We start from the raw sequence: 24,822 nt of genomic DNA on the forward strand, positions 1-24,822 counted from the left end.
TTTCACCTCTCTTTTTGAAGATTTAGTCTTTGTAATAATTCATTAGTTTGTTTTTCATTTAAAGGCAGAATAGGCAAACGACATCCACCAACTTCGATTCCTAAATGGTTTAAAGCAGCTTTGACCGGGCTCGGTGATGGTGCTGAGAAAACAGCTGCCATCTTGGGTGTTAATGAGCGCATGATACTCCCTGCTTCTTGGTACTTGCCATCTTCGACAGCTTGGTACATCTTGTTTAAGTCGTTTCCATACAGATGTGCGGCAACTGAAATTACGCCTTGCCCACCAAGTGTTTTAGCAGCCAAAGCATCTGCATCTTCACCTGTATAAACTAAGAAGTCATCAGGTGTTTCCGCAATAATTTGACTTAAATTAACATTACCCGTGCAGTCTTTGATTCCAATAATGTTAGGGTGTTGCGCTAACTCAGCGATCGTTGCAACTTCCATCACGACTCCAGTTCTCCCTGGAATATTGTAGATAAACAATGGCAAAGCACTTTGATCGGCCACTGCTGTAAAGTGTGCTATCATTCCTGCTTGGTCAGGTTTATTGTAATATGGAACCACTACTAATGCTGCATCAATACCTTTTATTTTTGCAACTTTGTTTGTATAGTCAATCGTTGCCTGCGTGGAATTAGAACCTGTTCCTGCAATAATAGGTACCCTGCCCTTAACTAATTTTACCGTCTCGGTAATTAAAGCTAATTTTTCCTCTTCTGTCAAAGTTGGTGCTTCGCCAGTTGTTCCTGAAACTAAGATCCCCTGGGTCCCATTATCCAACAAATAATCAATTAGTTTTCCAAGAAGTGGATAACTAATAGTTCCATCCTCTGCAAAGGGGGTGACCATAGCTGTCATAATTTCAGCCTTTTTTAAATTCATTTTTTAACCCTCACTTTTATTTTGGTACACGTAGTAAGTTCATGGCATGTAGTCTTTCTGCAATCTGCACTGAATTCCAAGCAGCACCCTTTAATAAATTATCTGAGACACAGTATAAATGAAAGGCGTTTGGCTGTTCTTGATCAGGCCGCACACGTCCAACAAAAGTGTCCTTTTTCCCAGCAGCATTAACTGCTTGTGGGAAAAGCTGATTATCTGGATCATCTTCCAAAACTACTCCAGGAGCTGACTGTAATAATTCATGTATTTTTGTTACAGTTGCATCTGTTTTTTCAACCTCAAACCAAACTGACTCAGAATGTGCAATGGCAACGGGCACACGAATACAGGTAGCCGTTACTTGGATATCCTCATCAGACATGATCTTCTTTGTTTCGTGAATCATCTTCCATTCTTCATGAGTGTACCCATCATCTTCAAATACATCGATCTGTGCCAAAGGATTAAAGGCAATCTGATAGTGTTTCTTTGCTCCAGCAACCGGGAGAACTTGCGGTTCATAACTCTTACCCTTCAAGACAGCTTCAGTTTCATCATGCAATTCCTGAATTGCGCGATTCCCTGCGCCTGAAACAGCTTGTAAAGTTGTAACAATTACCTTTTTTAGCCCAAAAGCTTTCCGAAGAGGTTCAAGTGCAACTACCATTTGAATTGTAGAGCAATTAGGATTAGCGATTAACCCCTTATGTTGATATAATGCATCTTCGTTAACCTCAGGAACAACTAATGGAACTTCTGGATCCATTCTAAAAGCACTAGTGTTATCAACAACTACTGTACCTCTCTTAATTGCCTCAGGAGCAAATTTCTTAGAGACACCGCCACCAGCTGAGAACAGTGCCAAATCAATTCCTTCGAATGATTCAGGAACTAATTCCTCAACGACTATATCTTGTTTTTTAAATTTTAATACTTTTCCTGCAGAGCGTTTTGATGCCAAATACTTAACACTAGCAATTGGTAAAGTTGATTGCTCTAACATTTCAATCATACGTGTACCAACTGCACCTGTTGCGCCAACAACTGCGACACGATATCCGTTCATATTGAAAACCTTCTTCTCACTTTATTGAAATATAATTATACCATAATTACTACTTTTAAGGGGATGTTTTGCAGCTCATACATTTTAAAAATTTGCCCTTAATTAAAATTAACATTTTATTTTAACTTAGAGGCTTTTTCTATAAAAAAAGTGGTGCTTCGCATACGAAGCACCACTTTCACAATTTTTACTAACGACGCAAACCTAAACTCTTAATAAGCTCACGGTAGCTCTGAACCTTATTCTTACGTAAGTAAGCTAAAAGGTTACGACGATGACCAATTTTTCTCATCAAGCCGCGTTGTGAAGCATAATCTTTCTTATGCGTACGAACGTGTTCATTAAGTTCATTGATATCTGCAGTCAAAACCGCAATTTGTACTTCTGTTGAGCCAGTATCTCCTTCATGCTGAGCATACTTCTCCATAATTTCGTTCTTTTTTTCTTTTGTGATAGCCATAATACTCTCACCCCTTCTATTATTGTTGCCTTGTTCCCGGTGAAACGCCGGTGAGCCGCGTCATACTGAGAAAAAGGTCACTGTGTATAAAACACAAGTCTTATTATAACCTAATACAAACAGACTGACAAGAATTCTCTTTGAAGTCCTTTTAAGAAAACACTATTCCTCTAATACTTCTAATCACTTAAAATAAATTTATTTTACTAAGTAATCCATGTAGTATGGATAAAAGTCAAGTGAAATTCCTTGACACAATTCAACTTTTTTATTGCATTGTTAGAATACCTCTTGTATAATAGCTTATGTTGAAAATTTTATGATGCCGGTCTAGGAATCATGTCGCATGGAGGTGAAGATTTTTGCCAATTATTAAATCAGCTATCAAGCGTGTTAAAACTAACGAAAAAGCTAACACACGTAATTCAGCACAACTTGGCGCAATGCGTAGTGCTGTGAAAAAATTTGAAAATGCAAAAACTACAGGGGCTGACAACGTCGAAGACTTGTACAAGGAAGCCATTGCCGCTGTTGATAAAGCAAAATCAAAAGGTTTGATTAAAGCTAACAAAGCTGCGCGCGATAAGTCACGTATGACTGCTCGTTTAGCTAAATAAGCTTTTTTAATCCAAACTTTCAAGTAGTATTATCAGAATAAATAAAAAAGAGCTGTACTTTATCTTAAGTGCGGCTCTTTTTTGACTATATTTATCAATTACAATTTAACGTTACCTCTGCTCTTTTCAAAATATCCAAGCATAAAAAGCTCAAAGAGTGCTACTGGATCTTGTTGCGTTGATTTCATTTTTTCTTCTAAATCAACCAATCCCAGATAAGCGGAGCGCAAATCAAGCCTGTTCAATGATCTACTCTTTCGCATTGCTAACTTAACCCGATACGGATGAACTTTTAGCGAACTAGCAATATTACCTTGTGCATAACCGTGCTTTTGTAAAATATTAACTTGTAAAAGCAATCTAATTTGCCCCAATAAAATTGCATTTATCTTCAACGGCTCCTCATGTTGTAAGACCAGTTCACGGTACATCTCAATAGCTTGCTTAGTTTTTTTAGCTAAAACTAAGTCGCCTAAGTCAAAAATATTTTGTTCCAATGTCTGTGAAACCATTTCTTCAACCATTACTTCCGTGATTTTTCTCTCTTCATGGGCTAACAGCATTAGTTTAGGTAGCTCATTCATTGCAAGCGATAAACTCGCTTCCGTCTTCTTAACCAACAAATTAAGAGCTTGCGGTTCAATTATATATTCTTTATCCCGTAATAATGCTTTTAGGTAATCTTTAGTACTTTTCTCATCTAAAAAGCTATTTTTAACGACAACTGCCGTTTTTAATAACTTTTTCACTATTTTTTTTCTTTCATCCAACTTATCATAAGGTGCAAAAATCACCAAAACAGTTGTTGGCTCAGGATGCTCAAGATATTTTAATAATTCATCAGTATTTTGTTCGAGCTTAACTTTTTTACTGCTTCCTTGCAAGAAGAATGGATGTTTGATATACACAATCCTTCTATCTCCAAAAAAAGGCGCCGCCAGTGCATCCCCAATTGCATCCGAAAGTGAAACACTCTCCATGTCATATTGGCCAATATTGACTGTTCGCTGTTCCTCTGGCATTGCATCAATAAACGCAGCTGAGATTCGTTGCGCATTATATTCTTCTTTTCCCAATATTAGATAAACAGGTGCTAGTTTTCCTTCGCGAATGTTCTCTAATAACTCTGCTACTTTCATCCCGTTTTTACCCCTATCTTACTTGTAAAGTATTTCCTGTTTCAAGTCTAAATTGATGCGGTCCATTTGGAATCAACTTAATCATTCCTACTTCAGCTGTATTTAAATAGGCAATTTTTCTTTTTTCCAGTGTTACTAGTGTCTCTTGATTAGGATGACCGTAGTGGTTACGCCTTCCCGCTGAGATAATTGCTAATTGTGGCTGTAACTGCTCAACATACCGGTCATCAGTAGATGTCTTACTACCATGATGACCCGTTTTCAGAATATCGACATGCAGCCCTGGGTTACGCTGAATAACTTCTAATTCTCCACTTTTATCAAGATCACCGCTGATTATTAGACTGACACCGTCAACCTCCGTCGTTATGGTAATAGAATCTTCATTCGTTCCTTTGCCTTCCTCAAAAGGGTGTAAAATCCTGAAGTCAGTAACTTGTTGAATTGTTGCTGTTGCGATCGGAATCACATCTTGTAACTTATTAGCTGATAAGAGTAGCCTTTCCCTAAATGAAGGTAATTTTTCCATTCCTGCAGGTACTAAGATTTTTTTGACTTTGATCAACCTACTCACAACAGGAAAGTTTCCCACATGATCGGTATCCTGATGAGTCAGAAATAACCAGTCAATGTGGGCTACTCCTTTACTCAATAAGTAATTAGCAACAACTGTTTCCCCATTCTCCCTGCTGTGTCTCTTTTGCCAAGGCTGATTTTGGAAAGTAACTTTTCCACCGGTATCGACTAGTGTAACTTCACGATTAAACTTTTTTCTGATGAGCGTACAGTCTCCTTGCCCAATATCCATAAAAACTACTTCATCATGTAAAGGAAACCTAATTATAACACCAGCTAGGCAATATGAAATTAAACCTAACAAATACACTTTTCGCCTATTAGTAGTTACTTCGAGGGCTAACATTAACCCTAACCAAAAAAGAACAAAGAAAAGCGGCGGCTTTCCGAAAATAATATTTGTCGGTAAATTCGCCAAGACTCCCAGACCCTTTGTAATGATACTTAATATCTCATTACATAAAAACTGCAGCCACGGAACGATAGAACCTATGATAACTGCAGGTATAATGAGCCATTCAAAAACAGGAATTATTAAAATAGAAATAATTGTCGTCAATAAATTCCAGCGAAAAGTATGCCATAAGATCAAAGGCAAACTATAGCCATTCATTTTTAACCCTAATTTAAAACTGTTCATTTTACGACTCATCATTAAAATCAAAGTCAGCAAATAACTAAGCTGTGTTCCCAGTGAGAAGATTATTCCAGGTGAATAAAAGAGATGAAGCAACAGAACGATTGACTCTGCTTCAATTCCATTCAAACCGTTATGCCATAGTTTATTAGTACTGATCATTAGCCAAGACATCATCACCGCTCTAATTAAACTAGAAGATAAACCTCCTAAAATTGCATAAAAAGGCAGGACTAGCAAGATTAAGTTATCGCAAGTTTCACGAGTTATTCGCAGACGTCCTAAGATAAACCTGATACCTGCCAAAAGGTAAAAGATATGCATGCCAGATAAACTAAAAAGGTGTAGCAGGCCTAGCTTATTAATTTGTTCTAACTCAAGTGTAAAATCCTGTGCATAATAACCTAATAACAAAATCTGGCTATAACCAGCTAATGGTGCCGGTAAAGATGCAAAATAATTTAACATTTGTTTACGTAAACTATGGACCGCCGCAATTCCTTTCGCACCTATCCCTAAGTATGATGATGCCTCTTTTATTTCCATTTTAGAAATCTGCACTGTGTTAACTACTCTTTTAGAGCGTATAAATCTACGATAATCAAACTGATTTTCATTTGTAGGCGGTTGGATCATCCTAATATTCCCAGTGACCGTTATAACTTTAGCTGTTGTAATTTTTGCTAAGTCTTTTTGTTCAGCTTGATTTTTAATCCGATAATAGGCTTGCACTGGCTGTTTTCCTTCAACCCAACTAGCATTAAGTTTTAAAAGATCCCCATCAATTTGGTAATTATCCGGTTGCAGAATTAATTTATTCTGTCTAAGTTCTGCTTCTTCTTTATAAGTTTTTTGCTGTAAATTATGATCCCACATAAAGCAATAGGCCAAAAAAAGACATGCAAACCCTACACAGCCGCTTATTGCTAACTTATTTTGTAGAGCCAGAATTCGAATCTGTAGTATTCCAAATAAAACTAACCATTCCCAACGAAAAGAAAGGATTAACAGGCTGATCAAGATAGCTTCAAGCGCTAAAAAGAAAGGAAGGCGCCTGATTATCTAGATACTCACTTTAGTCAAAATAAGTATCTGCCGCAATTGACTTTAGGTATTCTTTATCAACCTTAACTTGTTCAACCTCAACATTTTTTAATTTTAATAAGCGCATAGCATAATCATTATTATGATAATTACGTAAATAGTATATTTTCTTAATTCCCGCTTGCAATAGCATTTTAGTACACTGTAAACAAGGAAAGTCTGTCACATAAATTTCCGCATCAGCAGTTGCGATCCCAAATTTAGCACATTGAAGCACCGCATTCATTTCCGCATGAATCGTTCTAACACAGTGTCCATCAACCAAATAACAGCCTTCATCAATGCAATGGACATCCCCAGATACAGAGCCGTTATACCCACCCGCAATGATCCTTCGATCACGAACAAGAATTGCGCCCACAGATAGCCGTTCGCATGTACTTCTAAGTGATAGTAGAATTGCTTGCAGCATAAAGTATTGATTCCAAGGTATTCTTTTGTCTTTCATAAATTCACCCTCATTTTAAGCTTAACTCTAGTATAGCAAAACCCTGATTACTGCAACAGGTAAAATTATGGGCTCACCATCAATCGTGCATTCAGCTTTTCGAATGTTTTATCCCCAATACCAGTAATATTTTTTAAATCAGCTATGTTTTTAAAACCTCCATGTTGAGTTCGATAAGTTAAAATCAGATCAGCTTTCTTGTCCCCTATCCCATCTATTTCTAATAATTCATCTTTAGTCACTTTATTCAAATCTCTTTTTGCTTCATTTATTTCATTGTTTGCAGTATTACCTATTTCAGTATCGTCAACAACTCCGCCTTCAACTGTTGACGACTGACCTGCTTCCATTGTCGTAGGCGGCTTTTTCTCAACTTCCCCTTTAAACGGGATGTAAATAACTTGCTGGTCAGTTAACTTAAGGGCCAAGTTAACTTGGTTATAGTCGGCCGTTTTTTCAAGTCCTCCAGCTGCAGTAACCACATCAGCAACTCGCATTTTACTGGTTGCCTTATAAATTCCCGGCTTTTTTACTGCTCCTTTAATATCAACAAAAAAATGAGTACTTGTCTTTGAAGCAGTCACGTTTTGAGCGTCACCGGTTAACACCGAAGATTCCTTAGAAGTTTTACGACCAAGTTCTGTTGTTTTATTCAACTGTGCTCCAGAATCTGTCTTTTTTACAAAATAAACACCTGTAGCAGCTGCAACAATTATAATAGCGCAACAAAAACAAACCAGCATTTTATTTTCTTCCCAAAATTCTTTTAATCTTTCCAATTAGATCCTCCTTTCTAAAGTTTAGATACGCTGAATTCAGTCCTTTATCCCTACTGATAGCCAACAAAAAAAGCCTGTAAGTTTTGCTTATTAGGCCAAGTCTTACAGACTCTTTTGTTAAACCATAAATATTATACACAATAGATTTATTACTACTTTAATGACTGCTTTTTCTTAAGTAACTAAGTGCATCTTGGATGTTTTTAACGGGGACTATCTTCATTTTTGTACTTAGCTTCTGGGCTGTTTTCTTTGCTTCTTGGTAATTATTACGGTCACCAGCTGTTCGTTCTTCCTGTGTAAGAGTATTATCAGGGGCAAAGAAAATAACGGCTTTTTTGCGAGCGGCAGCAACCACCTTTTTATCAATACCACCAATATCACCAACTGCTCCATCAGAAAGAATTGTTCCTGTGCCGGTAATTTTACGGCCCTTTTTTAAATTTTCATGGCTAAGCTGACTATACATCTCCAGTGTCAACATCAAACCCGCTGAAGGTCCTTCGATTCCATCCATATTGATTTTTATCTTAACCGGTGAACTAACAACTGCTTTTTGAATAAAAGTTATTCCCAGTCCCCTTTTATTAATCTGCGGCAAATAATTCATTCTGCCCGTAACCGTCTTAGTTTCCCCATTACGTTGGTAACGCAGTGACATAACCGCCTGCTTAGTATGGTGCACACACTGTAATAAATCAGTTGTCTTAACACAGCGTTGCCCATTAACACCAGTTATCACATCTCCAACACGTAATTTGTCTTTAAAAGCCGAATCCTTAAGGATCGACATAACAACGATCCCTTTAAAATTTTGCTTGACTGGCTTACCTGCCAAACTCAGAGAAACAGTTTTGGCCTGATTAAGTGCATCATCCATATAATAATGTTGCACCTTTTTATACTCTTTTGCTGAACTAGCTCCTGTAACCGAACTACTAGGAAGCCTAGTTGCATATTTATCAAAATAACTAGCCACATACAAAGCAGGTGTTGCTTGTCCGAGCTCAACATATGTTAACATAAATGATCCCGGATAAGCTTTTTGAGAGCCGGATACTGTCACGTACCTCCCAACATTCTGTGCATCTCCCACTGTTTCAATATAGGCCGGAATTGGGACAAAAGAGAAAAGCCCTAGTAAGATTACTAAAGCAATGGCAATTAACCGCTTCTTCTTTAACATTCAGCACATCTTTTCTTCAAGTGCTCTGATAACATTTGCTGGCACAAGACCTGCTAGATCCCCATGGAAATGAGCTACTTCTCGTACCAGTGTCGAGGAAAGAAAATTATATTTACCTGCCGCTGGCAATAAAATAGTCTCCAGATCTGGTTCTAAGTGACGATTCATATCCGCAATACTACGCTCCGTCTCAAAGTCTTTCCCATTACGAGCCCCGCGCACAATAACCTTAGCCTGTAGCTGTCGAGCAGCTCTTACAGTTAGATCCGCCTCAAAAACACGTACTTTAACGTTCCTTAAACCTGCAACGGCATTTTCAAGTAACACAGCTTTTTCTGAAGGTGAAAATAAACTGTTCTTACTTGTGTTAGTCATAATAAGTACTGTCAACTCTGTAAAAAGCATACTAGCCCGTTTGATCAAATCAACATGTCCATTTGTAACAGGATCAAAACTTCCAGGAAAAATTGCATTCATTTCTATCATTCACCTCGGTAGCGATAAATAGTTATCTCAGTAATACCATAGTCTGCCCGCTTAAATAGCTCAAAGCCTTCAAGTTCAGTCGGTAATTTAGCTGTTTGATCCGTCTCACAGATCAACAAAGCCCCTTTTTCCAAAAGTCCTAAAGTTGCTAGGCGATTAATCATCTCAATTATCTGCTGCTTCTTATACGGAGGATCTAGAAAAAGATAGTTAAAGCGTTGTTCTTGTCGAGCCAATTTAGCTAATATTCGTTTAGCATCGGCTTTGATCACATTAAATTTTTGTGGCTCTTTAGTAACACTGATATTATCATTAATTGTTTTTATTGCTAGATATTGCCTGTCGATCAGTGTCGCTTGCTGCACACCACGTGAAACAGCTTCAATACTTAAACCACCACTGCCGGCAAAAAGATCTAGCGCTTTTCCGCCCTCAAAGAAAGGCCCAATCATATTAAAAATCGATTCTTTCACTTTATCTGTCGTCGGGCGGGTCTTCATCCCTGGAACAGCTCTTAGTCTGCGCCCACCGTACTCTCCTGCAATAATCCTCATTGTCTATTCTTTATTACTCCTATATTTTTCTCGGTCTTCCTCGGTTAATTTATAAGTCGTTCCCACTTCATCCTCAAAATTAATTTTAATATTGGGTCGCGGCGACATAAGCACTCGTTTGACAAAACGCATACCTTTTAACTTTTTAACCGTTTCACTTATAGTTGAACGATCGATATATAAAACAACATATTTCATCCGGCGTGAAACATAATGGATAGTCCCATAACGACGTAATTGCTTACTATTTTTTAAATGATACAGATAAACAATAACACTTTGGCGCTCATTTATTTTAAATTCCATCAAATTCCCCCTATTTATCAATAATGAGTACTAGCATTCCCTTATTATATGCTATCCCAATATTCTTAGTATTTCCTGAAACAAGTTTAGGGAAAATAAGCCTTAGTAAGACAGGGTCTGAAAAGAAAGCTGTATTATCATAGATTGGTGCTAAACAATAAATATCGAAGTGACGACGTGATAATCCTACTGCTTGATATAACTTTCTAGGAACATCTTGTGCATAAAGATACAACTCTTGACGTTGATTTAGATTACCACTTAAAACATTCTTAACCTGACGACTTTTCTTCTTACTTAAAAACTTCTGTGGATTCTCACCTAAATTGGAGAGTACTGTTTGACTAGCCTGTGTCAACTCGTCAGTAGCAGTTAGTTCTGGAACTCCTATCAGCTCTCGCTTCACATTAATTAAACTTGTTAGATCTCCAGGCATCAAACTGTTCATCGCTGCCCAATTAGTTTCTCCTTGAAACTGAACTGGTAATGGCGTTTGCGAGATAACACGATACAAGTTTTTCTTTAACAACATATCCGTATTTAGATATTCTAGCGCATAAACCTTTTTTGAATGCGGATGCAAGTATGTGACTGCATAGCTCTTATTTTTAAAACTTATCAGTGGTCGTTCATTTAAATCATCTTCAGACAGTTCCAACTGAAAGCTTTGTTCATGATAATTCAATTTAAAGTTTGCATATAGTGAGCTGAGCTGGACTAGCTCTTTAAAAGGCATATTGACCCTTAAGGTTTCGTGCTTCCGCATTCCCTGACCACCGACAAAAATTGCACTGACCTTATGTGTTATTAAATCAATTCCAACTTTAAAATACTGTGCTGGATCAGCCTTATAAACCCACCATTGAACATTAACTGCACTGGGGAGTTTATCCTGTGGTTCCCCAAAATCAGCTATAATAGCGTCTTCTGATGCTCCTATATAGCGAGCAAAACCGTGGGGCTGGATTCGATCGACTTTAGGTGTTGTTAAATGTGCTTTATTCGTTACAAGGTGGCGCTGTGTTCTGGGTGATAATTTAGGCTGACTGGTTCCGTCCCCAAATAAAGCTGTCCACAGATATAGCCCAAGCAATATCAATAAGAACAGCCCCGTAAATTCAAGTATACTTTTGAGAAAAAACTTTTTTCTCATTTAATAATTCATTCCTTAATAGGTTCAATTTCTAATAAAAGATCTCTCGTTTCAAGAATATCGCCAGCCTTAGCATGAACATGACTAATTTTACCATTAAATGGTGCCTTAATAGTTGTTTCCATTTTCATTGCTTCAGTCACAATTAACGGTTCACCTTTTTTAACAACCTGATTCTTAGTCACAAGAACACTTAAGACTGAACCGCTCAAGGTGGCCCCGATATGTCTTGGATTCGTTGGTTCAGCTTTCAAAACTGTCTTTACAGTTGCTTTCTTACTAAGATCATGGATAACGATCTGCTGAGCCTGACCGTTAAGCGTAAAGTAGAGATTGCGGTTTCCCTCTTCATCAGCATCACCAATTGAATTTAATCTGACAATAACTTTCTTTCCAACCCCATAGTCGATGTGAATTGTTTCTTCTTTTCTCATCCCTTGATAAAAAGTATTGGTATCTAAAATCTCTAATTCTCCAAATTTACTGATCATTTCTTCATAATCTAAGAACACATCTGGATACAGTACGTAACTTAAGACTTCTTCCGTAGTTGGTGTACGTTTTATCTTTTCTTTCAGTTCTTGAGTAACTTGTTCAAAATCAACTGGCTGTGCTAAACTACCTGGTCGAACCTTAATTGCTTTTCTGCCCTTCAAAACAATTTCTTGAAGTTTCTTAGGGAATCCACCCGCTGGTTGACCTAAATTACCTGCAAAGAAGTTGACCACTGATTCCGGAAAGTCAATTTGTGAACCTCGTTCAAAAATATCTTCTGGAGTCAACTGATTCTTAATCATGAATATTGCAAAATCACCAACAACTTTAGAACTCGGTGTAACCTTAACGATATTACCCAAAAGCTGATTGACTTCACGATATGTTTTCTTAACTACCTCAAAATCATCAATTCCTAAAGCTTTTGCTTGCTGTTGTAAGTTAGAATACTGTCCACCAGGCATTTCTGTCTGATAAATATCCGTTTGTGGGGCAGTTATTCCATTCATAAAGTCTTGATAAAACGGCTTGATTCCTTGCCAATAGCGATTTACACGCTCAACATTATCTATATTAAGCTCAGGTTGACGTGGATCTTCCGTTAAAGCGTAGTACAAACTGCTCATGCTTGGTTGACTTGTTGTCCCTGATAATGAACTCATTGCAACATCAACAATATCGACTCCGCCCCGAATCGCTTGGGTATAAGTCGCTACCCCGTTACCGGTCGTATCATGTGTATGCAGATGAATCGGAACATCAATTTCTTCTTTCAAGCTGCTAACTAATTCGTATGCCGCTTTAGGTTTTAGTAATCCAGCCATATCTTTAATACCAATAATTTGTGAACCGGCTGCGACAAGATCTTTAGCAAGCTCTTTGTAATAATTTAAATCATACTTATGTTCTGTCTTATTTAGAACATCACCGGTATAACACATCGTCCCTTCTGCAATTTTTCCTGTGTCACGCACAAATTGAATACTCTTTTCCATCTGCGTTACCCAGTTCAAACTGTCAAAAATACGAAAGACATCTATACCATTAGTAGCACTTTGTGCGATGAACTTCTGTAAAACATTATCAGGATAATTTTTATATCCAACTGCATTGGAACCTCTGAAAAGCATCTGTAAGAGTGTCTGCGGCATTCTTTGACGAATTAATTTTAGTCTTTCCCATGGATCTTCATCTAAGAAACGGTAAGCAACATCAAAAGTAGCCCCACCCCATACTTCAGCTGAAAAGACATGTGGTAAAGCTTTATCGTAGACATCCACGACCGGGAGCATATCTTTTGTCCGCATCCTTGTAGCAAAAAGACTCTGATGAGCATCACGCATCGTCGTATCTGTCAAAAGAACTTTATCTTGTGCTCTCAACCAGTTGATCATGGCACTTGCGCCTTCGCGGTCTAAAACCTTCTTAGCATTATCAGTATTCTTTTCTGCCCTGAAGTCAGTTCCGATCGTAACCTTGGGTGCAAAAACCTTCTTGTGTTTCTCTGTGCCTGGGAAGCCATTGACCGTGACGTTTCCAATATACTTCAATAATTGATTGATAGTATTCTTTTCACGCTTAAAGTTAAACAACTCTGGTGTATTATCAATAAAGGTCGTGCTTGCTTTACCAGCTAAGAAAACAGGATGATTGATAACGTTACGCATGAATGCAATATTAGTTTTAACACCTCTAATTCTGAATTCATCTAAAACTCGGTCCATCTTTAAGACTGCTCCAACAAAGGTACGTGCCTGGACACAAGCCTTTACTAATAACGAATCAAAATATGGTGTTATGACTGCACCGGCGTAAGCATTACCGCCATCAAGACGCACGCCAAAACCACCTGGTGACCGGTATGTTTCTATTTTACCTGTATCAGGCATAAACTTATTCTCAGGGTCCTCAGTAGTTACACGACATTGGATAGCAACTCCATGGCTCTTTAACGATGCTTGTTGAGGAAGATTCAAATCCTTGAAAAGGTCTTTCCCCGCAGCAATAAGTATCTGTGCTTGGACAATGTCAATATCGGTAATCATCTCTGAAATAGTATGTTCTACCTGAACTCGTGGATTAACTTCAATAAAGTAAAAATCATCTGCTGTAACTAAAAATTCTACGGTTCCTGCATTTTGATAAGAGACACTTTCCATCAAACGAACTGCTGCCTGACAGATTGCATGTCTCCTCTCTTGACTTAGCGAAATACTTGGAGCCATTTCAATAACCTTTTGATGTCTCCGTTGAACTGAACAGTCACGTTCAAATAAGTGAAGAACATTTCCATGCTTATCAGCTAAAATCTGGACTTCGATGTGCTTAGGCTGCTTCAAATATTTTTCAACATAGAGTTCATCATCACCAAATGATTGTTTAGCTTCACTGCGAGCACGATTGTAACTTTCTTCAATCTCACTTTCATTTTCAATAATCCGCATTCCACGGCCACCACCGCCAAGTGCAGCTTTAACCATAATAGGATAGCCATGTTTCTTAGCAAAATCTTTGACATCAGTCAGTGACTCAGCTGGACCATTACTTCCTGGAATAATATGCAGTCCCGCTTTTTTTGCTGCTAATTTAGCCTTGATTTTATCCCCAAATGTATCTAGTTGTTCTACGGTTGGACCAATAAAGTTAATCTTGGCTTCCAAACATTTTTGGGCAAAAACCTCATTTTCCGCCAAAAAGCCATAACCAGGATGGATTGCATCTGCACCAGTCATTTTAGCAATTCTAATAATATCATCCATATCAAGATAGGCTTCGATCGGTTTCTTTCCCGCACCAACTTGATAAGCTTCATCAGCTTTAAAACGATGAACAGAGAATTCGTCCTCTTTAGCAAAAATAGCAACTGTTTTGATTTTTAGTTCTTGACACGCACGAATAATTCGAATAGCGATTTCTCCACGATTAGCAATCAATATTTTTTCCATTGAACTCCCACTTTCTGTGAAAATCTGAATAATGACCTACTAAAAATTAAATAACCTTAATTAAGCTGTTATTCCTCTCCCAATTGCTGACCGCTGCTTTTCTAAAGTGCGGCGCTGATTAATTGAGATATTCATAATGACACCTAACGCTAATGACAAGACAACCATACTTGATCCTCCATATGATACAAATGGTAATGTTACACCAGTAATCGGTAATAGGCCATTGACAGCTCCAACGTTAAATAGAGTTTCAACCCCAATAAAAGTCCCAATTCCATAACAAACTAAAGTATCATACGTATTACGAGACCGGACACCAATTAAGTAAATACGTAAAACCAACCACGTAAGTAAGATAAGAACAAAAGTAACTCCAACTACACCAAGCTCTTCACTAATAACAGCTAAAATAAAATCAGTATGTGCTTCAGGCAAATAGCCCCTTTTCTGAATACTATTACCGAGGCCAAGTCCAAAAAGGCCACCATTACTAATCGCATAATAAGAATTAATCAATTGTTGGCCACTAGTGCTGGCAACTTTAAATGGATCATAAAAAGCGACTAATCTGTTGTACATATATGCGTAGCTGGTCCCTTTTAAAGGATTCCAAAAACGTAATAACTGAACGGCTATTCCTACACCAAGAAGGGAGCCGGTTAATGTTAACAACCTTTGACGATAATTTATCCCTTGTGCAAACCACATAACAACTACAATCATTAAGTTAATCGAAAAGCCGCCCAAGTCTGGCTCAATCAATACCAAGAGAAGCAGAGTTGCCACAAGAAGCCAGGGTTTCTTACTTCTTTTTTCAGCCAAAGCAGTTGAAGTTAGCTGCTCTCTTCTAGATAACAATTGAGCTACAAAGAAAACTAAGTATAGTTTACATAATTCTGCTGGTTGTAAACTAAAGATTTTCAAATCAATCCAGCCGTTAGCCCCATTGATTGGATCAGTCAAGAACTTAGCATATAACAATAATAACGCGATCACTATAAACCCATAGATAATAAAATTACGACTCATAAATTTCTGAAGTCGATACATATATGCCGTTGTAAAACAAATAAGTCCCAAAAAAACATATAGTAGCTGTTTGATCATATAGGTATTCGTTGCGCTACCAACATAAGATAAACTAATCGAACTAGCTGAGTAAACCATTACGACTCCTATTCCGCATAAAACAATATATGGAATAAACAGATAGAAGTCGAAATAATGTAATTTATTCCGTATTTTTTTCATAATAATTTCTACTACTTGCCCTCTCCTGCTGCAGCATAAATCGCTGATAAGACATTTTCGAGGTTTTTAACCAATTCCTGTCCTTCTTTTTCGGATACTAGACCACAGGCCTGAGCCAGGTGAACCTCTTTCGAGAAACCATAGAGCTGGGTATCTGCCACCTCTTCAAATGCAGGACATTGTGACAAGCATAACAAATTCTGTTGTTTATCCAGCAAATCCTGAATTTCTTCAGCCTCTTTGGTTAAAAAGATCAGGACCTCTTCTTTTGAAACAGATTCACGCATAAAACTTCTGCTCCTTTCCTAACTAGAGCAATTATATCATATAAACATTTCAGTTCCAGTATCTCTAGAAGCAGCACTTTAAATTATTTTGGGAAAGTGATTAATTTTAATTATCCTGTAATGCTATTATGACGTTAAAATTCGTATTTTTCAATATAAAAGTTACTGTTTTATATTATTTATACAATTACACGAACATTTATACTCAAAAAAACTAAAAAAAAGGCTTTTTAACTGTCGGGTAAAAATCTAACTGATACTACCATGACCCTTCAACTGTTAGCTGTAAATTATAAAACAGTAGCTAAGCTTTTAGACCTTCTTACTGATTACCGATCCTAAAAAAAGAGGTTAAGTCAAAGTAAATCTTGACTTAACCTCTTTTTTAGGCTTTTCCGCCCTTAATTCCTATTTATTCTTCTTTGCAGCTGTTTTCTTTTGTTTAGCTGCTTTTTCACGTGCATTTGTTTCTAAGATTCGTTTACGTAGACGAATGTTCTTAGGTGTAATTTCTAAAAGTTCATCTTCATTTAAGAATTCCAATGATTCTTCTAGTGTGTAATGCGTTGGTTTTTTAATTGTTGCTGTTTGGTCTTTATTTGATGAACGAACGTTCGTCATATTTTTACCCTTAGTAACATTAACTGAAATATCGCGTTCACGCGAACTTTCACCAACAACCATTCCTTCATAAACTTCTGTTCCTGGATCAACAAAAATCGTTCCACGATCTTCAACACCCATGATTGCATAAGTTGTTGCTTTACCACGGTTAATTGAAACCAAAGCACCATTACGCCGACCAGGTTCCCAATTATGAATAACCGGTTTGTATTCAGCAAATGTATGGTTAAAGATACCATACCCACGTGTCATTGAAAGAAATTGTGAATCATATCCAATTAAGCCACGTGTTGGAGCTGAGAATGTCAAACGGGTCTGACCATTTGAATTGGTCTCCATATTAACCATTTCACCTTTACGCTGTGCTAACGAATCAATAACACTACCAGAAAATTCATCTGGCGTATCAATCGTTACACTTTCAAAAGGTTCACACATCTTGCCTTCAACTTCACGATAAATAACCTGTGGACGTGAAACGGCAAGTTCAAAACCTTCGCGACGTAGGGTCTCAATCAGAATTGATAAATGTAATTCTCCACGACCAGAAACAACCCAAGCATCTGGTGATTCAGTATCCTCAACTCGCAAAGAAACATCAGTATGCAGTTGCACTTTCAACCGTTCTTCCAGCTTACGTGCAGTAACATGGTCACCTTCTTGACCAACAAAAGGTGAATCATTTGTTCTAAAAGTCATCTGTAAGGTAGGCGGGTCAATCCGTAAAACAGGTAAGGCATCTGGATGACCTGCAGGGCAAACTGTTTCACCTACAAAGATATCTTCCATACCTGAAATAGCGATTAAGTCACCCGCTTTTGCTTCATTAATTTCCAATCTCTTCAAGCCGAAGAAACCGAATAACTTAGTAACGCGGAAATTCTTTTGCGTTCCATCAAGCTTCATAACTGTAACTTGGTCTCCGACTTTAATCTTTCCACGGAAAACACGTCCAATACCAATCCGACCAACAAACTCATTGTAATCAAGCATTGAAACTTGGAATTGCAATGGTTCGTCAGAGTTGTCTACTGGGGCAGGAATAGTTTTCAAAATAGCATTAAAAATTGGATCCATCGTGTGTTCCTGTGTATCCAAATCTGATTCCAAAGAAGAAGTCCCATTAACGGCTGAAGCATAGATAACTGGAAATTCGAGTTGTGATTCTTCGGCACCTAATTCGATAAACAAATCAAGCACTTCATCAACTACTTCTTCAGGACGAGCTCCTGGACGGTCAATCTTGTTAATAATAACGATTGGGGTCAAATGCTGTTCCAAAGCTTTCTTCAGAACAAAACGGGTTTGCGGCATTGTTCCTTCAAAAGCATCAACAATTAGCAAAACCCCATCAACCATTTTCATGATTCGTTCAACTTCGCCACCAAAATCGGCATGTCCGGGAGTATCCAGAATATTGATTTGTTTTCCCTTATATTCAACTGCCGTATTCTTTGAAAGAATTGTAATTCCACGTTCTTTTTCAATTGCATTTGAGTCAAGTGCACGGTCATCAATCTCTGTATGTTCATCTAAAGTATCCGATTGCTTAAGTAACTCATTAACTAATGTTGTTTTACCATGGTCAACATGGGCAATAATGGCAACATTACGGATATCATCACGTATTTTCAAATTTATTTTCTTCCTTTCGCAATATGAATCTCTCTACAAGAAAAAATGCCGCTCAAGATACAATCAAAACTCTTCATCAGTTTTTGAAAACTCCCGAAGCCAGCTTTCATTACTCGGCATAAAAAAACTGTGACTCTCCCGTCACAGCTCAAGACCTAGTAAATCGACTGTACGATTCTAGTTATGTCTTTTTGAGCATTTTTCGTTGCTACTAATACATCACTAGATGATAACATATCAATAGGCTTACCGTCAATCGTTTTCACAACTAAACCCAAGGTTTCTGCAAGGACTTTTCCCGCAGCGTAGTCCCATGGGCGCAGATACGAACTATAAGCAACGCACTGACCATTCAAAACATGGATAAATTGGAGTCCCGAACAACCATATATCCTTGTTCCACAGCTCCTCATTGCTACATTCTGCAAATTATGATAATTTTTAATAAGCAGCGGCGCCCCAACTCCAAAGAGTCCGCCTTCAAGCCCTTTATTGCGGGGTGGAGCCATTTTTTCGTTATTGCAGTAAACACCGATATCAGCGCCTCCCCAATATAACTTATCTTGCATAATATCATAAATATAACCACGTAATCCCTTATCTTTCTGATAAACTGCGATCATACTTGCAAAATGATCTCTTTGCTTTACAAAGTTCATCGTTCCATCTATTGGATCAATAATCCAAAGTAGCCCGTCGACTGCTGGTTTCGTATTTTCATTTACACTTTCTTCACCTACTATTCCAGAAGCAGGATAATATTTTTTTATCTTATCTCTGTAAAAGGCTTCAACTTCACGATCAATATTGGTCACTAAATCATTTGGACCTGTTTTAGTTGTTATGTCCAATTGCTCATTGAAACTTACAAGAATTTTAGTACGAGCTTCTCGCATCCAGGCTTTTACACGCTGGTCTAACAATTTTAGTGATTCCAAAACCTACGTCTCCTTTGCTTAATCTTCAAGATGCAAATAATCCTTCTGCGTTTTGCGAGCAAACTGCACCGCTCGATAAATACTCAAGCCTGATAAGCGGTAAAATTCACGGTCAAGTTGTTTTTGTGTCATCTTCATTGAGGCAACTTCAGTAAAAGCTGCATACTTTGCTAGAAATTCTGTTCGTGCAATTTTAGCAGTATATATTTGTTCAACAACATAATAAAATTCAGTTGCTTTTACAATATCCGCTGTAGACCATTCTTCTCTTAATGGATAACTAATATTTTGCGGTAATTTCATAGATACTTGTCTCCTTTAGTTGACTAGTCTAATAGCAGTAATTATCCTACTAAAAAGCCTAACCTAAATGTATTATACATAAATTAGAACAGCAACATGAAAATAATTTTAAAAATATCCATTAATAGTCTATAATTAAGTAGATTAGATTTTAAAAATGGAGGAACTAGTTTTGATTACTATGGATAACATAATTCGCGAGGGTAACCCTACTCTACGCGCACGCGCCCAAGCTCTCAGCTTTCCACTGACCGCTGAACAAAAGCAGCTTGCACATAATATGATGGAATTTCTTGAGAACAGTCAGAATCCTGAATTGGCTGAAAAATATAAGCTCAGAGCAGGTGTTGGCTTAGCAGCACCACAAGTTGACGTCTCAATTAGAATGACTGCAGTTTTAGTACCAGACGAAAATGACAAACCACTCTTCAAACACGTTCTAGTTAACCCTACGATTTTAAGTGAGTCAGTTAAAATGGCCGCTCTTTCTGAAGGTGAAGGCTGCCTCTCAGTTGACCGGGAAGTCCCTGGTTATGTTCCCCGCCACGATCGTATCACATTACGTTGGTACGATTTAGAGGGGACAAAGCATGTTACCAAACTCAGGGATTACCCAGCGATTGTCTGTCAACACGAGATAGACCATTTGAATGGAATTCTCTTTTTTGATCATATCAACAAAAAAAAGCCTTTTAATGTTGATGATAACACCGTCATTCTCGGTTAGTTATACGCGAAAAAATCTAGCGTTTCACTGTAGTAAGGGCTGGGCAAGTTTACTTGACCCAGCCTTTTTTACAGTCAGCTTTTTGTGCACTGCTGACATGTTATCTATAAAGCTTTATTAACAGGTATGACTTACATGCGCCTTAGTGTACTTTTGGTATACCCTGATAGCTAGATCGTCTGGTATTCATACCTAAGCTTAACCCTCAAGTTTATCAATATCACCTAAGTAGTCCAATGTTTGCTGGTTAGAGATGCAAGCTACCTCGATATGAATCGACGATGTCAGGAACCATAAATCTGAAATCAAAAAAGCCGGGGTCTTTTCAAAATGAAAAATAGAATTTTTTTGGGCGTAAAGAGCTAACTGGGCATTTAGATTTTGCCGAAACTGCTCTAATTCTTTTTTAGTTGCTTTTTGCGCTGGCAAAATATATTCAAAAACGGTTACTCCCTTACCCCAGATACTCGCTAGAAGCCGTGAGTTATTGATTTCACTACTATAATCATCTAGCCACTCTGTTGACAGTTGTGCGAGAGAATTAGAGACAGCCTTATCAGTTATTTTTTTATTTTTAGCCTGTAAAATCGTCAGTGCTTTTTGGCGTAAAATTCGCTTGCTAATAAAAAAGATTAACAAGACAATAATTAAAAGTATTATCAAAATAAAAAAGCGCATCAAACCACCTCATTTCCTTCTCTGATTATACCATGTTCACTGAAGTTAGCAGTATTGAAAACAAATGTTAACCGAAATTAGCACCTTTATATACTTCTCAGAGTATCTATGCTAAAATGATAACAATTATTGTGAAAACAATCCACGTTCGGAAAATCGTTTTTGTCTTTAATTTACGCTATCACTTACTGTAGGCAGGTATAGTCGTAAAAATTTATTTATTTAATAAGGAGTTTTTTTATAATGATTTTTAAAGTATTTTATCAACCTTCTAAGAAGATCAACCCACGTCGTGAAAACACACAATCACTTTACCTTGAGGCCAACTCACAAGTCGAAGCTCGTATCATAACTGAAGAGCAGACTTCTTACAACATTGAACATATTGAGGGATTAGACCCCAAAGCTCTTGAGTATGAACAATTGAGTCCCAACTATAAATTAACGGAGTTCAACAATGAAAAAGCTTAGCGTCAGAAATAATGAAACTGCTGTTTTTGCAGTTGGCGGTTTAGGCGAAATTGGAAAGAATACTTATGGGGTCCAATTTCAAGATGAAATCATTGTTGTTGATGCAGGGATTAAATTTCCAGAAGATGACCTCTTAGGAATTGACTATGTTATTCCCGACTATCAATATTTAGTTGCTAACCAACAAAAGATCAAAGCCTTAGTTATTACTCATGGCCACGAAGATCATATCGGCGGTATCCCCTATCTTCTGAAAAAAATCAATGTTCCTATTTATGCTGGTCCACTTGCATTGGCTCTAATTAAGAGCAAACTTGAGGAACACGGTTTATTAAGAACCACTGAACTACATGAGATAAATGAAGACTCTGTTTTAAAGTTTCGTAAAACAAGTGTCTCATTCTTTAGAACAACTCATTCGATTCCAGATACTCTAGGTGTTGCGGTTAAGACACCTAGTGGAACGATTGTTGCTACAGGTGACTATAAATTTGATCTGACACCAGTTACCAACCAGCCACCTAATTTACAGAGAATGGCTAAATTAGGTAGTGAAGGTGTTCTATGTCTTCTATCTGATAGTACCAACGCTGAGATTCCTAACTTTACAAAATCCGAACGGTGGGTTGGAAAATCAATAAAGCGTATTTTTGAAAAAGTTGAAGGTCGGATTATCTTTGCCACTTTCGCTTCTAATATCTCACGTATTCAACAAGCCGCTGAAGTTGCGGTTGCCAAAGGAAGAAAAATAGCTGTTTTCGGTCGTAGTATGGAAGCGGCTATTATCAACGGACGAGAACTCGGCTATCTTGATATTCCTGATGATGCACTTGTTGATTCAAGACAGATTAATACTTTACCTGCAAATAAAGTTATGATTTTATGTACAGGTTCGCAGGGTGAACCCATGGCTGCTCTGAGTCGAATAGCTAATGGTACTCATCGCCAAGTTGCAATTCAACCAGGTGACACTGTCGTTTTCTCAAGCTCCCCTATTCCTGGTAACACAACTAGTGTTAATCATGTTATTAATGAGCTTGAAGAAGCCGGGGCTGATGTTATCCATGGTAAAGTCAATAATATCCATGCTTCCGGTCATGGTGGTCAAGAAGAACAAAAACTAATGTTGCGTTTGATCAAACCTAAATTTTTTGTTCCCGTCCATGGTGAGTACCGGATGTTAAAAATCCATACTGAATTAGCCGAGCGCTGTGATGTTCCTAAGGACCATTCATTCATTATGGGTAACGGAGATGTCCTCGCTCTTACTAAAGATTCCGCTCGAATGGCAGGGCACTTCAACGCTGGCGATGTTTACGTTGATGGTTCTGGTGTTGGTGATATCGGTAACGTTGTTTTACGTGATCGCCGTGTCCTTTCGGAAGAAGGTCTAGTAATTGTTGTCGCAACGATCAACTTAAAAAGTCAGGAGATTTTAGCAGGCCCAGATTTACTTTCCCGTGGTTTCATTTATATGCGAGAATCTGGCGAACTGATCGATCGTGGACGCCGCCGCTTATTCAGAGTTATGCGTCGCGTTTTAAGTAAATCCAATGTTAGTGAAGCAATGTTGAAGGATGCTATTATCGATGACTTACGCCGTTTCTTATACGACCAAACAGAACGTCACCCGATGATTATTCCGATGCTCGTAATGATTTAATTACTAACTTTTCAAAAAGTGAATATAAATAATTTGCCCTCTCAAACTTGCATTTAATATCAAGTCTAAGAGGGTCTTTTTAGGGTTAAAACTTAGTATATACTAAGTTACGATGTAAGTTTTTTTATTCAAGCTATACATCATTATTCAAATAGAAAATAGAATCATCAAAAAATTACTAAATTTTTATTTTCACCCCTTCAAAGTCTTGTAAATAAAGTCAATTATTATATAATAAGCGAGGATTGTTAGAATGGAGGGCAATTAGTGTGAGGACTTTTTTTATTATTGTAGATGTATATACCGCAAGGAAGAAAACAGCTATTGTATGGGATAAAATTCAGCATAGTCTGGATAAGCAACAGGTTAATTATAGCGTTGTTAAAGTGCGCCCTAAAATAGCCGCACATATTACCGAAAAATTTATTAGGACAACCTCTCCTCAACAATTAGCTGATTGCGTTATTATGGCTATTGGGCAACATGATCTGATGCTTGATACAATTAAAGGAATTAAAAATGCTGGTAAAGTTGACCTTCCTATCGCCTTCATCTCTACAGCTCAACATGATCCTTTTATGCAAAAAATTGGGGTTTCTTCCGATCCTCTTTCCGCCTTGCAACAAATATTAAATGCTGTCCGACCTGTATATTTTAATCTTGGGCAAGTTAATGAACCTACACACGACTCGCGCAGATTTTTTACCGACGAATTAAACATCGGTTTTAATGCCTACGTCGCTAACACATTGGCAAACTCACGTTTCCATCGTTTACTTACTCGGTTTCACCTTTCGTACTTATCTAAATTGTGGAATAAATTAACAGCTTACATTAACCAAGAATCATTTGAAGTAACCATGCGGATCAATCAAAAATATAATTTTTATAAACATACTTTTAATGTAACTATCAAAAATGAGCCTTATCTCTCCCAGCAACGCTCGCTCTCTTCAGTTAAGCACCCGACTTTGAATAATAATTTACAAGTTGAGCTAATTAGCAATATGAATTTACTTTTTTACTTTTTACTCCTAATCACTCGAAAGCTTAAAATACAGCATAAGTTGCCATTTGTCCATAACTATGCCAGCAATCAAGTTCACCTTGTGATTAAATCCCTTGAATTTGGTCAAGTTGATCATCATCAGATGAATAATAAATTTTATGATGTCTTTTTCAAATCTTTTAGTTATCCTTTCTGGTACGACATTGATAGTATTCCACTAGCCGATATGTCACAAAAACAATTACCTAAGAAATCTTCCAAAAATTAAAATAGGGGTCTGAATTAAAAGTTAGCTTTTAATTCAGGCCCCCTTCTTTCGCATAATGATACTTTATAAATTAAGAATACCTTATTCAAAGTCAACTTATCGATAACGAAGGATTCAATCTTAATAT

General features: G+C 37.5%; 24 protein-coding genes. 5 read left to right on the top strand and 19 right to left on the bottom strand.

Features of this window, described 5'->3' with window-relative positions:
• Positions 1-2: 2 nt before the first annotated feature.
• From dapA to rpsO, 3 genes are all read right to left on the bottom strand, one after another.
• On the bottom strand, positions 3-887 hold the full coding sequence (dapA, locus tag FC81_RS07090) for a 4-hydroxy-tetrahydrodipicolinate synthase (protein WP_057744851.1): 885 nt from the start codon (positions 885-887) through the stop codon (positions 3-5).
• Between the two features lie 16 nt (positions 888-903).
• Complete coding sequence (locus tag FC81_RS07095; RefSeq protein ID WP_057744854.1) at positions 904-1,953, bottom strand: aspartate-semialdehyde dehydrogenase; 1,050 nt, start codon at positions 1,951-1,953, stop codon at positions 904-906.
• Between the two features lie 190 nt (positions 1,954-2,143).
• Positions 2,144-2,413 (bottom strand): 30S ribosomal protein S15, encoded by a 270-nt coding sequence (gene rpsO / locus FC81_RS07100; protein ID WP_057744856.1) that lies wholly within the window; start codon positions 2,411-2,413, stop codon positions 2,144-2,146.
• A gap of 362 nt (positions 2,414-2,775) precedes the next feature.
• Between rpsO and rpsT the strand changes: the two genes are divergently transcribed.
• Complete coding sequence (gene rpsT / locus FC81_RS07105; protein WP_057744859.1) at positions 2,776-3,030, top strand: 30S ribosomal protein S20; 255 nt, start codon at positions 2,776-2,778, stop codon at positions 3,028-3,030.
• 98 nt (positions 3,031-3,128) lie between these two features.
• On the opposite strand, the gene holA is transcribed toward rpsT, so the two are convergent.
• From holA to FC81_RS07180, 15 genes are all read right to left on the bottom strand, one after another.
• The gene (gene holA, locus FC81_RS07110) at positions 3,129-4,169 is read right to left on the bottom strand and encodes a DNA polymerase III subunit delta (protein ID WP_057744862.1); all 1,041 of its coding nucleotides are present in this window, start codon (positions 4,167-4,169) and stop codon (positions 3,129-3,131) included.
• 13 nt (positions 4,170-4,182) lie between these two features.
• Positions 4,183-6,402, bottom strand: coding sequence for a DNA internalization-related competence protein ComEC/Rec2 (locus FC81_RS07115; RefSeq protein ID WP_235804652.1), 2,220 nt, complete (start codon positions 6,400-6,402; stop codon positions 4,183-4,185).
• A gap of 55 nt (positions 6,403-6,457) precedes the next feature.
• Positions 6,458-6,934 (bottom strand): ComE operon protein 2, encoded by a 477-nt coding sequence (locus FC81_RS07120; RefSeq protein WP_057744869.1) that lies wholly within the window; start codon positions 6,932-6,934, stop codon positions 6,458-6,460.
• A 65-nt stretch (positions 6,935-6,999) separates the two neighbouring features.
• A complete protein-coding gene (locus tag FC81_RS07125; protein WP_057744872.1) occupies positions 7,000-7,713 on the bottom strand; it encodes a helix-hairpin-helix domain-containing protein in 714 nt (237 codons plus the stop codon).
• 157 nt (positions 7,714-7,870) lie between these two features.
• Positions 7,871-8,899, bottom strand: coding sequence for a SepM family pheromone-processing serine protease (locus tag FC81_RS07130; RefSeq protein WP_057744875.1), 1,029 nt, complete (start codon positions 8,897-8,899; stop codon positions 7,871-7,873).
• Positions 8,900-9,376, bottom strand: coding sequence for a pantetheine-phosphate adenylyltransferase (gene coaD / locus FC81_RS07135; protein WP_057744879.1), 477 nt, complete (start codon positions 9,374-9,376; stop codon positions 8,900-8,902).
• A 5-nt stretch (positions 9,377-9,381) separates the two neighbouring features.
• Positions 9,382-9,939 carry a 16S rRNA (guanine(966)-N(2))-methyltransferase RsmD gene (rsmD, locus tag FC81_RS07140; protein ID WP_057744881.1) on the bottom strand — a complete coding sequence of 186 codons (558 nt, stop codon included), beginning with the start codon at positions 9,937-9,939 and terminating at the stop codon, positions 9,382-9,384.
• Positions 9,940-9,942: 3 nt separating this feature from the next.
• Positions 9,943-10,245 (bottom strand): YlbG family protein, encoded by a 303-nt coding sequence (locus FC81_RS07145; RefSeq protein ID WP_057744884.1) that lies wholly within the window; start codon positions 10,243-10,245, stop codon positions 9,943-9,945.
• Between the two features lie 10 nt (positions 10,246-10,255).
• A complete protein-coding gene (locus FC81_RS07150) occupies positions 10,256-11,398 on the bottom strand; it encodes a CAP-associated domain-containing protein (RefSeq protein ID WP_057744887.1) in 1,143 nt (380 codons plus the stop codon).
• An 8-nt stretch (positions 11,399-11,406) separates the two neighbouring features.
• Complete coding sequence (locus tag FC81_RS07155; RefSeq protein ID WP_057744891.1) at positions 11,407-14,838, bottom strand: pyruvate carboxylase; 3,432 nt, start codon at positions 14,836-14,838, stop codon at positions 11,407-11,409.
• Positions 14,839-14,898: 60 nt separating this feature from the next.
• Complete coding sequence (locus FC81_RS07160) at positions 14,899-16,092, bottom strand: FtsW/RodA/SpoVE family cell cycle protein (RefSeq protein ID WP_057744894.1); 1,194 nt, start codon at positions 16,090-16,092, stop codon at positions 14,899-14,901.
• Between the two features lie 11 nt (positions 16,093-16,103).
• Positions 16,104-16,379, bottom strand: coding sequence for a DUF1507 family protein (locus FC81_RS07165; protein ID WP_057744897.1), 276 nt, complete (start codon positions 16,377-16,379; stop codon positions 16,104-16,106).
• A gap of 408 nt (positions 16,380-16,787) precedes the next feature.
• The gene (typA, locus tag FC81_RS07170; RefSeq protein WP_057744900.1) at positions 16,788-18,638 is read right to left on the bottom strand and encodes a translational GTPase TypA; all 1,851 of its coding nucleotides are present in this window, start codon (positions 18,636-18,638) and stop codon (positions 16,788-16,790) included.
• 155 nt (positions 18,639-18,793) lie between these two features.
• Positions 18,794-19,534, bottom strand: coding sequence for an inositol monophosphatase family protein (locus FC81_RS07175; RefSeq protein WP_057745082.1), 741 nt, complete (start codon positions 19,532-19,534; stop codon positions 18,794-18,796).
• 60 nt (positions 19,535-19,594) lie between these two features.
• A complete protein-coding gene (locus FC81_RS07180; protein ID WP_057744902.1) occupies positions 19,595-19,879 on the bottom strand; it encodes a UPF0223 family protein in 285 nt (94 codons plus the stop codon).
• A gap of 172 nt (positions 19,880-20,051) precedes the next feature.
• On the opposite strand from FC81_RS07180, the gene def reads away from it, so the two are divergent.
• Positions 20,052-20,606, top strand: a complete 555-nt coding sequence (gene def, locus FC81_RS07185; RefSeq protein ID WP_057744905.1) for a peptide deformylase — start codon at positions 20,052-20,054, stop codon at positions 20,604-20,606.
• A gap of 198 nt (positions 20,607-20,804) precedes the next feature.
• On the opposite strand, the gene FC81_RS07190 is transcribed toward def, so the two are convergent.
• The gene (locus FC81_RS07190; RefSeq protein ID WP_057744908.1) at positions 20,805-21,284 is read right to left on the bottom strand and encodes a hypothetical protein; all 480 of its coding nucleotides are present in this window, start codon (positions 21,282-21,284) and stop codon (positions 20,805-20,807) included.
• Positions 21,285-21,527: 243 nt separating this feature from the next.
• Between FC81_RS07190 and FC81_RS07195 the strand changes: the two genes are divergently transcribed.
• From FC81_RS07195 to FC81_RS07205, 3 genes are all read left to right on the top strand, one after another.
• On the top strand, positions 21,528-21,755 hold the full coding sequence (locus FC81_RS07195; protein ID WP_057744911.1) for a DNA-directed RNA polymerase subunit epsilon: 228 nt from the start codon (positions 21,528-21,530) through the stop codon (positions 21,753-21,755).
• Positions 21,742-23,418 carry a ribonuclease J1 gene (rnjA, locus tag FC81_RS07200; RefSeq protein ID WP_057744914.1) on the top strand — a complete coding sequence of 559 codons (1,677 nt, stop codon included), beginning with the start codon at positions 21,742-21,744 and terminating at the stop codon, positions 23,416-23,418. The genes FC81_RS07195 and rnjA overlap by 14 nt, the downstream gene beginning before the upstream one ends.
• Before the next feature lie 269 nt (positions 23,419-23,687).
• Positions 23,688-24,695, top strand: a complete 1,008-nt coding sequence (locus tag FC81_RS07205) for a hypothetical protein (protein WP_057744916.1) — start codon at positions 23,688-23,690, stop codon at positions 24,693-24,695.
• Positions 24,696-24,822 lie beyond the last annotated feature (127 nt).

Source organism: Liquorilactobacillus capillatus DSM 19910 (assembly GCF_001434915.1).
GTDB classification, from domain to species: Bacteria; Bacillota; Bacilli; order Lactobacillales; family Lactobacillaceae; genus Liquorilactobacillus; species Liquorilactobacillus capillatus.